At 69.5% G+C, this 15460-nt stretch carries 12 protein-coding genes; 3 read left to right on the top strand and 9 right to left on the bottom strand.

Annotation, left to right across the window (positions count from 1 at the left end; all coding sequences use genetic code 11):
- Nucleotides 1-111: 111 nt before the first annotated feature.
- Nucleotides 112-756, top strand: coding sequence for a TetR/AcrR family transcriptional regulator (locus tag DA1_RS21070; RefSeq protein WP_034395912.1), 645 nt, complete (start codon nt 112-114; stop codon nt 754-756).
- On the opposite strand, the gene DA1_RS21065 is transcribed toward DA1_RS21070, so the two are convergent.
- The 4 genes from DA1_RS21065 to DA1_RS21050 form a co-directional block, all read right to left on the bottom strand.
- Entirely contained in the window at nt 732-1640 is a 909-nt protein-coding gene (locus tag DA1_RS21065; protein WP_034395915.1) for a LysR family transcriptional regulator, read from the bottom strand. The genes DA1_RS21070 and DA1_RS21065 overlap by 25 nt on opposite strands.
- Nucleotides 1641-1723: 83 nt before the next feature.
- Complete coding sequence (locus DA1_RS21060) at nt 1724-2815, bottom strand: ABC transporter ATP-binding protein (RefSeq protein WP_034395918.1); 1092 nt, start codon at nt 2813-2815, stop codon at nt 1724-1726.
- Between the two features lie 6 nt (nt 2816-2821).
- On the bottom strand, nt 2822-4561 hold the full coding sequence (locus DA1_RS21055; RefSeq protein ID WP_034395921.1) for an ABC transporter permease: 1740 nt from the start codon (nt 4559-4561) through the stop codon (nt 2822-2824).
- 77 nt (nt 4562-4638) lie between these two features.
- Nucleotides 4639-5967 (bottom strand): ABC transporter substrate-binding protein, encoded by a 1329-nt coding sequence (locus DA1_RS21050; protein ID WP_034395924.1) that lies wholly within the window; start codon nt 5965-5967, stop codon nt 4639-4641.
- A gap of 209 nt (nt 5968-6176) precedes the next feature.
- On the opposite strand from DA1_RS21050, the gene DA1_RS21045 reads away from it, so the two are divergent.
- On the top strand, nt 6177-7154 hold the full coding sequence (locus tag DA1_RS21045; protein WP_034395927.1) for an alpha/beta fold hydrolase: 978 nt from the start codon (nt 6177-6179) through the stop codon (nt 7152-7154).
- Nucleotides 7155-7189: 35 nt separating this feature from the next.
- Here the strand turns inward: DA1_RS21045 and DA1_RS21040 are convergent, their stop codons facing one another.
- Nucleotides 7190-9724, bottom strand: coding sequence for a penicillin acylase family protein (locus DA1_RS21040; RefSeq protein WP_034395930.1), 2535 nt, complete (start codon nt 9722-9724; stop codon nt 7190-7192).
- Between the two features lie 185 nt (nt 9725-9909).
- Between DA1_RS21040 and DA1_RS21035 the strand changes: the two genes are divergently transcribed.
- Entirely contained in the window at nt 9910-10290 is a 381-nt protein-coding gene (locus DA1_RS21035) for a hypothetical protein (protein ID WP_034395933.1), read from the top strand.
- A 152-nt stretch (nt 10291-10442) separates the two neighbouring features.
- Here DA1_RS21035 and DA1_RS21030 read toward each other — a convergent pair whose 3' ends face one another.
- From DA1_RS21030 to DA1_RS21015, 4 genes are all read right to left on the bottom strand, one after another.
- On the bottom strand, nt 10443-11192 hold the full coding sequence (locus DA1_RS21030) for a sterol desaturase family protein (protein WP_013801557.1): 750 nt from the start codon (nt 11190-11192) through the stop codon (nt 10443-10445).
- A 19-nt stretch (nt 11193-11211) separates the two neighbouring features.
- The gene (locus DA1_RS21025; protein WP_013801556.1) at nt 11212-12204 is read right to left on the bottom strand and encodes an LD-carboxypeptidase; all 993 of its coding nucleotides are present in this window, start codon (nt 12202-12204) and stop codon (nt 11212-11214) included.
- A 364-nt stretch (nt 12205-12568) separates the two neighbouring features.
- A complete protein-coding gene (gene tadA / locus DA1_RS21020; protein WP_080736946.1) occupies nt 12569-14005 on the bottom strand; it encodes a tRNA adenosine(34) deaminase TadA in 1437 nt (478 codons plus the stop codon).
- On the bottom strand, nt 13974-15269 hold the full coding sequence (locus DA1_RS21015; RefSeq protein WP_034395936.1) for a branched-chain amino acid ABC transporter substrate-binding protein: 1296 nt from the start codon (nt 15267-15269) through the stop codon (nt 13974-13976). Before DA1_RS21015 ends, tadA begins: the two co-directional genes overlap by 32 nt.
- Between the last annotated feature and the right edge of the window lie 191 nt (nt 15270-15460).

Below are 15460 nucleotides of genomic sequence, written 5' to 3'. Positions count from 1 at the left end.
GAAGGCGATCGACACATTGCCGCCCGCCATGCCGCACTGCGGCAACGGTTGAACGCCCGCAACAAACAAAAACAATCTACTATTATTTTTTTGCCCTCTGGAGCCCAGAACATGACGACGTCCGCCACGCAGCGGCGCGCACGCACGCCGCAGACCGAGCGTGTGGAGACAACGCAACGCAAGATCATCGACTCCGCCCTGGCGCTGCTGCGCGAGGGCGGCTTCAAGAGCGCCACGCTGCAGGCCATCGCGCGCGGCGCCGATGTGTCGCTGGGCGCGCTGCAGCACCACTTCGAGAGCCGCGATGCGCTGATGGAGCGGCTGGTCATCGAGGTCATGGAGCCGCTGAGCGACCAGGGCACGGTCTGGCCCGACAAGGCCCTGCCCCTGCGCGAGCGTGCCGAGGCCTTCGTCACCCTGGCCTGGGACAACATCTTCGGCGCGGCCAACTACCAGGCGGCCTGGAGCATGTTCTTCGGCTGCAAGGCCTCCCCCTCGCTGTTCGACCGCGTGGACGCGCGCCGCGTACATGTGGACAGCGTGTTCTACACCCGCTTCCTGGACGTCTTCCCCGAGATCGCGGCCCACCATCCCCGCCCCCAGGGCTTTGCGGCCATGGCCTTCGCCATCCTGCGCGGCACCGGCGTGCTGGAGCTGTTCGAGGTGGGCGAGCAGGAACGCCAGGGCAGCCTCGATGCGCTGGTCGAGGCCATCGTCCAGGCAGGCACCCCTCAGGCCAGCGGCGGCGCCGCCTGAACCTCGGTCAGCCCCCAGACCCTGCGCAGCTGCGACAGCGTGGCCACCAGGGCCGGGTCGTGCTCGGCCTCGCGCGGGTGGATGAAGCCCAGTTGCGCCACCACGCGCGCATGCGGCCAGATGGCCACGCAGCCATGCTCGGCCGCGGCCAGGGCGCGGTCCTCGCGCAGCAGCGCCAGGCCCAGGCCGGCGCGCACCAGGCTCTCGGGCGCGGCGGCGGCATCGCTTTCCACGATCTGATTGGGGCTCAGCCCCTGGCGGGCGAACAGCGCCAGCAGCAGGGCCTGCTCATGGTGCTGCGCGGGCGCACCGATCCAGGGCAGTTGCGCCAGGTCTTTCCAGCCCGATTGCAGGACGCGCTCGCGCAGCGCGGGCGGCGCCGCCACGCGGTAGTGCAGCGTCTGCAGCACCAGGGCGCCCAGATCGCGCGGCATGTGGGCGCCGATGTAGAACGCGCCCTGCAGGCCGCCGGCCGCGACCTGCGCGCGCAACTCCTCTGCCCAGCCCTGGCGTGTCTTGATGTCCAGCAGCGGCAGCGCCTCCACCAGGCCATGCAGCAGCGAGCCCAGGCGCAGCGCCTCGGGGTCGGCCACCGTGCCCAGCAGCAGCTGGCCGGTGATCTCGCCCTGCAGCTCGCGGGCCTGGCCCTGCAGGCGTCCTGCAGCATCCAGCACCTGCCGGGCGGGCTCCATCAGGGCCTCGCCGGCCCGCGTAAGGCTGATGCGGCCCGGGCGCCGGTCGAACAGCGCCACGCCCAGCTCTTCTTCCAGTGCCTTGATCTGGGCCGTGATAGCGGGCTGCGTCAGGTGCAGGGCCTCGGCCGTGCGCGTGACGCTGCCCAGCGTGGCCGCCGTGACGTAGGCGCGCAGCTGATACATCTCCATGGGCGGCCAGCCTAGCGCAGGCGCCAGGGCCTGCGGCCCGGGCAGGCCCGGGTTTCAGGGAACATCCCTAGCCGTCTCATCGTTCACTCGTCGAGGTAGCGCAGCTGCGTGGGCTCGATGCCCAGGCGCACCGGCATGCCCATGGGGAACATGGCAATGCCCGCGTAGTGCGCCTGGTCGGCGACCACGGCCACCTCGCCCACGCGCACGCGGTAGCGCGAGAACTCGCCCAGGAACTCGGCGCTTTCGATCTGCCCTTCCACCCACACACGCGAGGCATCGCCCGCATCGTCGCGCACCGCAATCTGCACCTGGTGCGGCCGGAAGGCCAGCGCCGCACGCCCCGGCGCGGGCGGCTGGGCCGGGCGCGGCAGGGTCAGCGTGCCCAGGCCCGGCACCTTGAAGGCCAGCGACTCGCCTATCGTCGGCAACACCTCGCCCTCCAGCACATTGGCCGTGCCGACAAAGCCCGCCACGAAGCGGTTGGCCGGATAGTCGTACAGCCCCGCCGCCGAGCCCACCTGCTGCAGCACGCCCTTGTCGAGCACGGCCATGCGGTCGGCCGTGGTCATGGCCTCTTCCTGGTCGTGGGTGACGAAGATGGTGGTCAGGCCCAGCTTGCGCTGCAGGCTGCGCAGTTCCTCGCGCATCTGCACGCGCAGCTGCTTGTCGAGGTTGGACAGGGGCTCGTCCAACAGCAGCAGCTTGGGCGCGATGACCACGGTGCGCGCCAGCGCCACGCGCTGCTGCTGCCCGCCCGACAGCTGGCCCGGGCGGCGCTGCGCGTACTGCGACAGGCCCACCAGCTCCAGCACTTCGCCCACCTTGCGGCGGATGGTGTCGCGGCTTTCGCGGCGCTCGACCAGGCCGAAGGCCACGTTGTCGTACACCGTCATGTGCGGCCACAGCGCATAGTTCTGGAACACCATGCCGATGTTGCGCGCATGCGGCGGAACCCCCGTGATGTCCTGCCCGCCCACCAGCAGCTCGCCGCGCTGGTGCCGGTTGAAGCCCGCGATCAGCCGCAGCAGCGTGGACTTGCCCGAGCCCGAAGGCCCCAGCAGCGCGAAGAACTCGCCGGGCTCGATCTTGAGGTTGACGTCGCGCAGCACTTCGTTGCTGCCGTAGCTCAGGCTGATGTGCCTGCATTCGAGGGAGACAGGGTCCAGGTGCATGGCGTTTCACTCCGAAGTCGATTGCACGGTGGCGCGCGAGCGCTCCACGAAGCGGTGCGAGAAATACGTGCCCAGGCCGACCACGACCACGGCCAGCACGCCCAATGCCGCACCGGGTCCGCGCCCCGAAATGCTTTGCATGTACAGGTAGATGCCGTAGCTCATGGGCGCCTGGCTCTGGGCCGAGGCCAGCATGATGGTGGCCGACAGTTCCACGGCCGCCGTGATGAAGCTGGTGACGAAGCCGGCCAGGATGCCGCCGGCCATCAGCGGCACCATCACGCGCCGTATCACGCTGGTGCGGCCCGCGCCCAAGCTTTGCGCGGCCTCCTCCAGCGAGATGTGCACCTGCTGCAGCGCCGCCATGCACGAGCGCAGCGCATACGGCAGCCGCCGCACCGCATAGGCCAGCATGATCAGCACCCAGGTGGTGACGATGGGCGTATCGGTGAAGGGCAGGTTCACGCCCTTGAACAGCCGCAGATAGCCGATGGCCAGCACCAGCCCCGGAATCGCCAGTGCCACCGAGGCCAGATAGTCCAGCCACTGCCGGGCAGGCAGCCGGGTGCGCAGGATCAGGTAGGCGATGGCGGTGCCGATCACCACGTCGATGCCCGCCGCCATCAGGCAGTACAGCAGCGTGTTGCCGATCATGTAGCCCGAGTCGGTGAACACCGTGGCGTAGTGCTCCAGCGTGTAGCTGTCGGGCAGCACCGAGAAGCTCCAGACCTTGGAGAACGACATCAGCAAGATGCCGATGTGCGGCGCCAGCACCACCAGCAGCACCAGGGCGATCCAGCCATAGGCCAGCAGCGCCTCCCAGGCCGACAGCCGGCGCTTTTGCAGCGCGCTGCCGCCCTTTTGCAGCGTGGCGTAGTCCTTGCCCTTCATCACCCGCGCAGCCAGCCACAGGGCGACGATGGAGAACGCGATCATGATCACGCTGATCACATAGCCCAGCGGATCATCGAGCCCCACCGAGGTGATGCGCAGATAGGCCTGGGGCGCCAGCATATTGGTCACGCCCATCACCAGCGGCGTGCCCAGGTCGTCGAACACTTTCACGAACACCAGGGCCGCGCCCGCCAGGTAGCCGGGCATGGCCAGCGGAAAGATCACGCGCCGAAACAGCCGAAAGCCACGCGAGCCCAGGTTCAGCGCCGACTCCTCCATGGCCCCGTCGATATTGCGCATGGCCGCCACGAGGTTGAGCAGGATGAACGGGAAGTAGTGGATGCTCTCCACGAAGATCACGCCCGTCAGCCCCTCCATGATGGGCACGGTGAAGCCGAACCAGTCGTCCAGCAGCAGGTTGACCGAGCCGCTGCGCCCGAAGATCAGCTGCAGCGCCACCGCCCCCACGAAGGGCGGCATGATCAGCGGCAGCACGCCCAGCGTCTGTATCAGCAGCGCGCCCCGGAACTCGAAGCGCACGGTCAGGTAGGCCAGCGGCACGGCGATCAGGCTGGCGAAGAACACGCTGGCCAGGGACACGCCCAGGCTGTTGAAGAACGACTCGCGGAAGACGGTCTGGCCGAAGAAATTGCCGAAGTGCCCCAGCGTGAGCCCGCCGCCTTCATTGACGAAGGCGGTGTAGACCACCATGCCCACGGGCACGATGAGAAAGGCCAGCAAAAAGGCCAGGATCAGCGCGAAGGCCAGCCACGGCCCCCAGCCCGACGGAATGCGCCGTGCGCGCGCAGCAAGGGGGGCGGCGGCGGGCGCCGCCATGGAATCGATGCTCATGCGAATGCTCCGCAGCGAAAGAGACTGTCAAGGGGAGTGCATGCAGGCGCCCGGTGCCGGGCCCCTGCGCCCGCCACTTACCGGGCCAGGCCGCGCGCCTCGGCGGCCAGCTTGGCCGCGCGCTCGTAGTTGGCACGCGCCTTGTCGGCCCACATCTGCTCCAGGCCCGTCAGCTCCTTGGACACGGCCACATCGCGCCGGCTCTTGCGGAACAGCTCCAGGAATTGCTCGTCCTTCACATTGGCTTCGCCCACCAGCGGCGAGTAGGCGATGTCGCGCGCCTGCGTCAGCAGCTCCTGCCCCTTGGCATTGGGCTTGGCCTGCAGGGCCTTGTGCGCCTCCTGGATGGCGCGCGTGGCGGCCTGCAGCTCCTTGAGGCGGAAGGTCACCATCTGGTCGAACAGGCTGATCACCACGGCATAGCGCGACTCGGACAGATTGGCGTCGAACTGCACCTTGGCGCGCTGCGCCACCTCCTGCGGCACGGGGTAGCCGGCCGGCGCCTTGAGCTGGCTGTAGGGCAGGATGGGCAGGCGGCTGATCTTGGGGTCGAAAAGCAGCTGCTGGCCCGGCACCGACATGGTGAAGGCCATGAACTTGCGGGCCTCATCGGCATTCTTGGCGCCCGCGATCAGCGCGATGTTGGCCGGCACCACGGCCGTCATCGCCGGGTAGGCGAAGTCCACCGGAAAGCCCGAGTACTTGCCCGCCAGCCCGAAGAAATCGATCACGATGCCTATGCCGTACTGGCCGTTGTTCACGCCATCGGGCACAGCAAAGCTGCGGTCGGTCACGGCGGCGGCATTGCCCATCATGGACAGCAGCTGGCGCCAGCCCTTGTCCCAGCCCTCGCCCTGCAGGATGGTCTCCACCGTCAGCTGCGTGGTGCCCGAACGCGAGGGCGAGGAGATGGCGATGTGGCCGAAGTACTCGGGCCGCGTCAGATCGCTCCACTCCTTGGGCGCCGCCAGCTTGTGCGCCTTCAGGTAGCGCGTGTTCCACATGATTCCGTAGCCGGCCAGCGCCTGGCCGTAGTACAGGCCCTGCGGGTCGTTGAGCGGGTAGTTGCCGATCTTGGCGGGCGCGGCCGGATTGCGCGTCTCGGGCGCGGCGGTCAGCAGCTTGTTGCGCGCCAGCACCTCGAAGGCATCAGGGGCGCTGGCCCACATGATGTCGGGCCGCTGGCCCTCGGGCAGCTCGCGCACATAGGCCACGGCGGCCGTGGTGTTCTTGTTCAGGATCTCTATCTTGATCCCCGGATTGGCCGCCTCGAAGGCCTTCTGGTAGGCCGTGGTCAGCTCCTTGGGAAACGAGGTCAGCACCGTCACCGTGCCGGCCTGGGCCGCCATGGCGGCGCCCCACAATCCTGCGGCCATGGCGGCCGTCAGCCATCTGCGTTGCTGCATTGCTGTCTCCTTCGGGTTGTTGTGCGGTCAATCTGCAACCCACTGTAGGCAGCGCCGGCCCGGCCGGCCAATCATTGTTTCTGATGCCGTGCATCAGCGGCGGCGGCGCTCGGGTTACTACCTGCGGGTCTGCCGCCACAGGGAAATCCCGCGCAACCGCTGTCCCGCCCCTGACTGCTGCACAGCAGCAAACCGGAATAATCGGCGGGATGCTGCAAGCCCCCTCTTCCCTCCCCGCCACGGCCGCTGAAGAAGCGCCCATCTACGTTGCCAGCCGCCCCTGGCGCTCGCGCATGGTGCCGGTGCGCACCATGGAGTACCACGTGCGCGAGTGGGGACCTGTGGATGGCGATCCTGCCCTGGCGCCGCTGGTGCTGGTGCACGGGTGGATGGATGTGGCGGCCTCCTACCAGTTCGTGGTCGATGCCTTTGGCGAGGCCTTCATGGCGGGGCGCCGCATCATCGCGCCGGACTGGCGCGGCTTCGGCCTGAGCCGGCCGGCCTGGCCTGCCGACCGGCATGACTTTGCCGACTACCTGGGCGACCTGGACCATCTGCTGGAAACCCTGGTGGGCGATGCGCCCGTGGACCTGGTGGGCCACAGCATGGGCGGCAACGTGTCCATGATGTATGCGGGTGCGCGGCCTGCGCGCATACGCCGGCTGGTCAATCTGGAGGGCTTCGGCATGCCGGCCACCCGGCCCGACCAGGCGCCTGCGCGCTACGCGCAGTGGATGGACGAGCTGCGCCAGCTGCGCAGCGGCGGCATGGAGCTCAAGAGCTATGACAGCGTGCAGGACGTGGCGCGCAGGCTGATGAAGACCAACCGCCGCCTGCCCGGGGACAAGGCGCTGTGGCTGGCCCACCACTGGGCGGCGCCCAATGCGCAGGGCCGCTGGGAAATCCTGGGCGACACGGCGCACAAGCTCATCAGCGCACAGCTGTTCCGCGTGGAAGAAATCCTGGCCCTGTACCGGGCGATCACGGCGCCGGTACTGGCCGTCGAGGCCAGCGACGACAGCCTGGGCATGTGGTGGAAGGACCGCTACACGCTGGCCGAGTACCACGAGCGCATCGGGCAGATTGCCGACTGCCGCACGGCCGTGGTCCAGGACGCGGGCCATATGCTGCACCACGACCAGCCGGCGGCCGTGGCCGGGCTGATCGAGCAATTCCTCAGCACCTGAGTCCTGCGCGCGCCGCTACTGCAGCCTATTGCAACCTACTGGGGCCGCAGCATCATGGAATGGCGCCAGCGCGCGGGCGCCATCTGCAGCGGCCGGTAGCGGCCGTCGGCCCATTCGGCAGACATGTCCGCATAGCGGCTGGACAGGGCCACGCCGCTTTGGCCGGTCTGGTAGATGAACAGCGAGCGCTCGGGCTCGGCCAGGTCGTAGATGGCGCGCAGGGATGCCGCATGGCGGTTGGCGAACGGCGCCCTGGCATCGCCGGGCAGGTACTGGCCCACGTTGACGGTGTAGCTGTCGCCACCCGAAGGCACGCTGACATTGAAGATGCCTGCCAGCAGCCCCACGCTGCCCAGCGGCCGGTGGCTGCTCAGGGCCGCATGCGCCGTGCCCCAGCGCCAGCGGCCCAGGTCGCTGCCCTGCATGGACTGCAGGCGCACCAGCGCCCGGTCCAGCGCCTGGCTGACCTGGGCACTGCAGCCTGCATCCGCGCACCACCAGCCGTCGCGGCGTTCCAGCATGCCTTCGATGCCTGCGCGGTAGTCGCGCTTGCCATAGGTGGCCGCAAAGGTCTGGGCGCCAATGCGCGGGATCACCAGGCCGCGCGTCAGTTCGTCCACCCAGGCGGCAAAGATCAGGGGCGCGGCCTGCGCAGCGTCCATGCGGCCGTCGAACTGCTCCATCACCCGGCGCGCCTGCGGGGCCAGCGGATGTGTGGCCGGCGCTTCGTCCAGGGCCTTGAGCATTTGCGGTAGCAGGGCGCGGGCGGCCAGCGAGGTCTGGTCGTTCTGGATGGAGGCCATACTGACCATGTCGTGCCTGTCCTTCGCCTCGATGAGCTCGGAGATGCGGCGGTGCCGGTACGGCAGGCTCCAGTCCTGGGTGAGAAAGTGGGCATAGCCCTCGCGCGTGATGCGCTGGTTGGCGGTGGCCAGATAGCCCAGCGCCGTTCCATCGTCCTGTGGAGCCTGGTCGTAGGGCAGCCAGCCCTGCCAGTCGTAGCGTGCCTCCCAGCCCGGCGCGGGCGCCACGCCGCGCAGGTCGTTGTCGACCGCACGCAGCGGCACCCGGCCTGCGGCCTTGAAGCCGATGGCGCCATGCACATCGGCCGCGACGATGCTTTGCATGGGCGAGTGGTAGTCGGCAAAGGCCTCGAACAGCTGGGCCACGCTGCGCGCCTCGTTGGCCCGCAGGCCCGCCTGCACGGTGAGGTTGTCGGTGTCCAGCGCCGCCCAGCGCAGGGCCACGGCGTAGCGGCGCTTGTCGAGCACGGCCTCGTACTGGGGCTGCACATCGCTGATCACGGGGCCGTGGCGCGTGCTGCGCAGCGTGAGCTGCACATCGGCCCGACCCTTGACCCTGATGCGCTCGCTGCGCTCGGTGAAAGGCGCCCAGCCATCCGGCGTGCGGTAGCGGCCCGGGTTGCCTGGATCGATCTGCTCCAGGTACAGATCCTGCACATCGGGATTGGTGTTGGTGAAGCCCCAGGCCACCTCGCGCGTGCGCCCCAGCACCACGAAGGGCAGGCCCGGCAGGGTGGCCCCCACCACGTCGATGGGCGACAGCGGCGTGCCGTCCTGCGCCTGGCCGGCGGGCGACTGCAGGCGCGCGTAGTACCAGATGGCGGGCGCGCTCAGGCCCAGATGGGGATCGTTGGCCAGCAGGGGTTTGCCGCTGGCCGTGCGGCTGCCCGACAGCACCCAGTTGTTGCTGCCCTTGCCGTCGTTGGTGCCCGCATCGCGCACCATGTCGCGGGACCAGCGGGCCCAGGCATCGCTCGCCTCGCTGGCGGCAGCCACCTTGGGCGCAGACGCAGCCTGTGCCTCCTGGCGGTACACGCCCAGGCCCCGATAGAGGGCAGCAAGGTCGGTGGAGGTGGCCGGCGCCTCGCCGGGATAAGGCGGCATCAGCTGCCACAGCTGCTGTGTGTCCAGTTGCGAGAGCGCGGCCAGCCGCGCGAACTCGTTGCCCCAGTTGCCGCCCAGGTCCAGCGCCATCATCAGCGCCCAGCCCACGCTGTCCTCGGGCGCCCAGGCCGAGTTGTCGCCGCCGCCCGGCGACGTATCCAGCAGCATGAACTCGGGCACCTGCGGGTGCTGGCGCATGGGCAGGGCCGCATAGAAGGCTGCAATGCCTTCGCTGTAGGCCTGCAGCGCCTCGCGCGCGTTGGCGGGCAGGGATGCGTACTGGCGCCGCGCCGCGCCGCGTATGTCCAGCGCGCGCATGAGCTTGTCGGTATCCAGCGTGGCCGGCCCGAGGATCTCGGACAGCGTGCCATGCATCAGGCGGCGGTTGAACTCCAGCTGCCAGCCGCGTTCCTGCGCATGCACATGGCCCAGCGCGCGCCACAGGTCCTGCGGCGAGAAGGCGCTGATATGGGTGACGTCGGCATCATCGCGCCGCACGCGCACGGGCTGCTCCAGCCCGGCCAGCGTGAGCTGTCCGTCAAGCACCGGCTGCACGCGCACGGCATAGATGGCCAGCGCGCTGCCGGCCAGCAGGGCCGAGCCGACCACCGCCACGGCGCCCACACCCCACCACCGCGAGTTCAGGATTCGCATGATTCCCATTCTTTTCCCCACCCTCTGCTTTTTTCGTATCGTAGTGTTGCAGTTTGTAGCATATGCGCGCGCGACATGCTCACATTGCTCACGACAGAAAGCCGCGCCTGCAGGGCGCAGGCTTCAGGCGACAATCACTGCCGGCCCTGCGCACATGGATGCAGGGCAACCGACAGAAACAGGAAGTACGTGGAATGTGGCCTTTCAGCCTCTTGAAGAAGCTCACCCAGGACCCGCCCGTGGGCCAGCCCCGTGGTGACTACATCGGCTGCTACCTGCTGGGCACCGAGGCGCCGGGCCAGGCCGGCGTCAGCTATGTCTCGCTGGCCACCACGCGCGAGCAGCTGGAGGCCGACGCCCGCGCCTACCTTGAAGGCTTCGTGCGCGACCACCCCGAAGCGGCCGACACCGACCTGTCCGCCATCCACTCCCTGCTGGAGAACCTGCCCCAGCGCCTGGACGCCCACCTGTCCGGCGACACGCGCGTGCCGCTGGCCGAGCAAGGCGGCACCGTGCTCTTCCTGCGCACCGGCATGCGCGCCCGCCGCAAGGAAAACGGCCGGTATCTCGAATAGCAGTAAGCCACCCACCGCCACCGTACAGAGCCTCAAAAACTGGCGCGGCCAAGAACAAGGGACAGCGAGCAAGGGCCTACGCCGGCCGCGCCGCCCCGCAGCGAGGCTGTCGTCCCCCCCCGCGAAGCGAGAGGGGGAAGGCGCGCAGCGCCTCAGGGGGAGTTCTGCTTGTGCACGTCTTGCCAGCGCAGCATGTCGGTCACGCGCTCGGCCTTGTCAGCATCAAAGCCCAGGCGCTCCACCCGCTCGGCCGGATTGGCCCAGGTGCCGAACAGCAGGTCCCAGACGGGCAGGCCATAGTTCTGCGCATGGTGGCCGTACTGGTGGTGCACGGTGTGCATCTCGGGCCGCTGCACGATGTATCCCAGCCAGCGCGGCGTGCGGATGTCGGCATGCAGGAACAGATCGAACGCCCCCGTGAGGCCGATGGCGAAGGCGGCAGCCAGCGGGCTGGCCCCCAGCACCCAGTAGCTGGACAGCGCGCTCAGCAGCACGGCGGCCGCCGTGTCCATGGGGTGGGCGAAGAAAGCCGTGAGCGCCTCCACGCGCGGCGCGCTGTGGTGCAGCTGGTGGAACAGGCGCCACAGCGTGTCCGACCGGTGCGTGGCGCGGTGCCACCAGTAAAAGACAAAGCTGGTCAGCACAAAGCTCAGCGCGCCGACGGCCCAGGCCGGCCATTGCCGGCCCACGTCCAGCAACGCATGGCGGCGGATGCTGTCCGAGAACAGATGGCCTACCGCCAAGGTGGTGGCCAGCGTGCCCAGGCCCAGCAGCGTGGACAGGATCAGCCAGCGCCGGTCGCAATGGTTGCGCGAGGCCGGCGCGATCACCTCGCGCGTGAAGATGCCGACGAACATCAGCGCCAGCAGCGGGTAGGCCGCGAACTCCCACATCTGCAGCATGCCGTCCGCTCCTTGCCGCTCAGTGCACGTGGCCCCAGTAGATCAGCGCATCACGCCCTTCGACCGACAGCGACACGGGCGCGCCCACGGGCAGCATCACCTTGGTCGGCACATGGCCGTAGGGCAGGCCCTGCAGCACGGGGCACTTGACCTGGCTGCGCAGCCAGTCGATCACGGTCTGCAGCTTGAAGCCCTTGTCATGCGAGCTGAGCTTGAACTCGCTGAACTGGCCGAACACGATGGCCTTTTGCTGGGCCAGCACGCCGGCATGCAGCAGCTGGGTCAGCATGCGTTCCACGCGGTAGGGATGCTCGCCCACGTCTTCCAGGAACAGGATGCCGCCCTTGATCTGCGGGAAGTAAGGCGTGCCCAGCAGGGAGACCAGCACGGCCAGGTTGCCGCCCCACAGCGTGGCGCCGCCGCTGATGTAGAAGTCCTTGACGGCAGGCTTGCCGTCTTCGCGCAGGCCGATCTTCGGCATCTGCCAGCCCGCGCCCTCGCCCTGGCCGCTGAGCAGGTCGTTGAAGCAGTCCAGCATGATGTCGTCCACGCCGCCCTCGTCGTCGGGGCGGCCGAAGTCGTGCACCAGCAGCGGGCCGGCCCATGTGGTGGCGCCGGTCCTGGCCAGCAGGGCCAGCGACAGCGCCGTGAAGTCGCTCAGGCCCACGAAGCGCGTGCCGCCTGCGATGGCCTTGGCCACGGCCTTGTACTTGATGCCCGGCAGGATGCGCGTGAGGCCGTAGCCGCCGCGCGTGGGCAGCGCCAGGTCGGCACCGCTGGCCGCTGCGCGCTCGATGGCCGCCAGGCGCGTGGCGTCGTCGCCTGCAAAGCGCTGGTGGCTGCTCAGTGCATCGGCATCGATCTCCACCTGATGGCCCATGGCCTCCAGGCGGCGCACGCCGCGCTTGAAGCCGGCCTTGTCGCGCACGGCACCGGCGGGCGAGTAGATATAGATGTGGCGCGGACCCTGGTCATGCGCATGGCCGCAGCAGCTGCCGTCGGCGGCATGCACATGGCCGTGATCGTGATCGTGATCGTGATCGTGATCGTGCTCGTGGTCGTGGTCGTGGTCGTGGTCGTGGCTGTGGGCAGCGCCATCGTCATGTGGATGTTCGTGCCCATGGGCACAGCAGGTGCCGTCGGCGGAATGCACATGTTCGTGCGCATGATCAACGGGTGCAGGCGCGGCAGCGGCTGCCTTTTTGCGGGGCGTGCCGGATGTGCTGGGTGTGCCGGGCGTGCTGGAAGAGCGGGAACTGCGCGAAGTGGCCAAGGTGGTTCCATGCCGGCCCTGGCCGGCATGCTCCATATTGCAAGGGGAGTGAAGACGGGGCACTGCCGCTGCGCAGCCCCGGCAAGGGGCCGGCGGCGCAGGCCTACGGGCGGAAGTATTCCACAGCGTCGGCCACCATGCCGGCAGCGCACAGGGGAACCCAATGGCCGCACGGGGATAGGCGCAGTTGCGCTGGCGGCAGCTGTGGCAGCGCCTGCAGCCAGGCCTGGCGCCATGCGGGCGCAGGCAGCAGCGCATCGTGCTCTCCGCCCTGCACCCACAGGCGCTGCTGTTGGCTCCACTGCGCCAGCAACGCCATCGGCAGGGCCGGCATTTCGGCCTGCACGCGGGGCCAGGCCTGCAGCGCGGCGCGGTGGCCGGGCTGGGAAAACGGCAGGTTCCAGGCCTGCGGCTGTGCGCCGGCCTCCCCACCTACCTCGCCCACCTCGTGCATGGCGCGGCCCACGGGCCATGACGGCTTGCGCGCCGCCTGCGCAAACCATTGCACGCAGCCATCGGGCGCCTGGCCCGCGGGCCAGGCATTCATGAGCCAGGCGCCGCAAAAACGGGCGGGCTCGGCCTGCGCCACGGCCAGGCCCAGGCGCGCGCCATCGTCATGGCCGACCAGCACGATGTTCCGCAGGTCCAGCGCCAGCACCAGCTCGCGCAGCACTTGCACATGCCAGGCCGCGCTGTGCGCCTTCTCCTTCTTGGGCTGGTCGCTGCGGCCAAAGCCCGGCAGGTCGGGGACCACCACGCGATGGCCGGCCTGGAGCCAGCCGGGCAGCATGGGCTGGAACAGCTGGCCCCATGAGGGGCTGCCGTGCAGGCACAGCCAGGTCAGCGGTGCATCGCGCGGGCCTTCGTCACGCACGGCCAGGCGCAGGCCTGCCAGCGCCGGCAGGTCGCTGCGCCACTGCGGCTGGGCAAAGCCGCCAAAGGTGGAATCCGCATGGCGCAGCGCCGTGTCCTTGAGCGGATGGGGCTGGGCCGCGCGCTGCTCGGCGCGGCGCGTGCGAAAGAAGTCCGACATCAGGGCCGCGCATTCCCCGGCCAGCACGCCGCGCGTCACCTGCGTGTGGTGGTTGATCTGCGGCAGCGCAAACACGTCCAGCACCGATCCGGCCGCGCCCGTGCGCGGCTCGGCCGCGCCATAGACCACGCGGCCCAGGCGCGCATGCAGCATGGCGCCGCTGCACATGGTGCAAGGCTCCAGGGTCACGTAGAGCGTGCAATCGTCCAGCCGGTAGTTGCCCAGGCGCGCGGCCGCGTCGCGCAGCGCCAGCACCTCGGCATGTGCCGTGGGGTCGCCCTGGGCCACGGGCGCATTGCGGCCCTGGCCGACGATGGCGCCGTCCTTGACGATGACGGCGCCCACGGGCACCTCGCCTGCCTGGGCGGCGGCACGCGCCAGCTCCAGGGCGGCGCGCATCCAGGCCTCGTCATCGGCCTGCGGCAGTGGACGGTGCTCGGCAGTCAAGGTGTCACAGTGTCCGGGCGACTGGGGGTCATGGCAGCGGCTTGCGCACGCCCTGCGCATAGTGGTAGAGCGTGACGACCGGCGCCTGCAGCTCGCCCTGGGGCGTGAAGGCAATCGGTGCCGTCACGCCGTCATGCCGGGTCTGGCGCAGATAGGGGATATAGGCATCGGGCCGGATGGAGTCGGCCCGCACCATGGCCTGGGCCAGCACCATGGTGGCGTCGTAGGCGTAGGGGCTGAAGACCTGGTACTGGTCGGGAAAGCGCTGGTCGTAGCGCTGCTTCCAGGCAGCGCCGCCCGGCATGCGCTCCAGCGGGCTGCCGCCCACGGCGCAGGTCACATTGCGCAGCGGGGACGTGTTGCCCGCCAGCTCGGGCAGGCGCAGCGTGCACAGGCCGTCGCCGCCCAGCAGGCGCACCTTGTCCATGGCCAGCTGGGCCATCTGCCTGAGCATGGGGCCGGCCTGGGCGTCCAGGCCGCCGAAGAAGATGGCGTCCGGCTTCTTGCCCTTGATGGCGGTGAGGATGGGCACGAAGTCGGTGGCCTTGTCGCCGGTGAACTGCTTGTCCACGATCTCGATGCCCTGCTCGCGCGCCTCGGCCTCGAACAGCGCCACGATGCCCTGGCCGTAGGCCGAGCGGTCATCGATGATGGCCGCGCGCTTGACGCCCAGCTTGCCCACGGCGTGCGCGACCAGCGCATCGACCATGGCGCGGTCGTCGGCGATCACGCGGTAGGTGGTGTCGTAGCCCGCCTGGGTGATGGCCGGGTTGCTGGCTGCGGGCGTGACCATGACGATGCCGCAGTCGTGATAGATGGATGTGGCCGGCAGCGTGGTGCCCGACTGCAGGTGGCCGACCACGGCCGCCACCTTCTTGTCGCACAGGCGCCGTGCCAGGGCCACGGCCTGGCCGGGGTCGCCGCCATCGTCGCCGGCCTCCAGCTTCCAGCGCAGCTTGCGCCCGCCGATCTCCAGCCCCTTGGCGTTGAGATCGTCCAGGGCCATGCGCACGCCGTTTTCCTCATCCTTGCCCAGGCTGGCGATGGGGCCGGACACCGGCCCCGCATGGGCAATACGCACCACCAGGGGCGCATCGGCGGTACTGGGTGCAGCGGGTGCAGCAGGTGCAGCAGGTGCAGCAGGTGCAGCAGGTGCAGCAGGTGCAGCGGCCGTACCGGGCGCAGCCGCCGCAGCGGAAGCCCCTGCCGACTGCCCGTTGGCCGGGCCGCTTCCCGGCAGCGCCCAGGCCAGGCCGCCGCTGCCCAGCAGGGCGCACAGCAGGGCCGGGCCGGCCCACGGGAAATGGCGAATCGAGGCGTGCATGGCAACTCCTGGAAAAAACGGTCAATCTGTGAAACAGGCGCCCTGGCAAACGAAATCCGCTGCGGCGTGGCCCACTCGGGCGCTGCCCGGCCGGGCAAGGCCTGGCGCAGAAAGCGCGCATCAGGCCCGGGGCGGGGCAGGCACGGGCCGGGGTATCCGGCATGGCGGCCCGGCCCGTGCAGTGCGCATCC

It is taken from the genome of Delftia acidovorans NBRC 14950, from assembly GCF_001598795.1.
Lineage (GTDB): Bacteria > Pseudomonadota > Gammaproteobacteria > Burkholderiales > Burkholderiaceae_C > Comamonas > Comamonas acidovorans.
The sequence above is the reverse complement of the archived record's forward strand: the minus strand, read 5'-3'. Positions and strand labels throughout refer to the sequence as shown.